The sequence below is a fragment of the Lysinibacillus sp. RU7 genome (assembly GCF_057837305.1).
Window position 1 is genome coordinate 1 of sequence record NZ_JBYQFK010000090.1, and the last position, 300, is coordinate 300.

Annotated in this window: 1 pseudogene; it reads left to right on the forward strand. The window is 52.0% G+C overall.

Features of this window, described 5'->3' with window-relative positions:
- Positions 1-93: 93 nt before the first annotated feature.
- Positions 94-186, forward strand: a pseudogene (locus AC3II9_RS21650) (PAP/fibrillin family protein); the annotation flags it as partial.
- Between the last annotated feature and the right edge of the window lie 114 nt (positions 187-300).

Genomic DNA, 300 nt, shown 5'->3' on the forward strand with positions numbered 1-300 from the left:
GCCCGCTGGGGTCGACATCTGCGAAGACCTTCTTTCCCTCCACTACGCTCTTCCGATCTGCTTCTCGTGGAGTGAGTACGGTGTGCGCTCGAGTCCAAGAACCCTACGCCTGCTCCCACCGATGCTCTTTTCCTTCTCAACGGCAAATGGATCCTCGCTGTAAAGTTTCCCCGACAGAAACTCTAATCCTTTGTGTTTCGGTCGTTACAACTTTATTACATCTGTTTTTGCAGGTACACATCGTTCGTTGGGTTGTTCCCGTTGCTCTCACGACCATCCAGCATCCAACTCACGAGACAG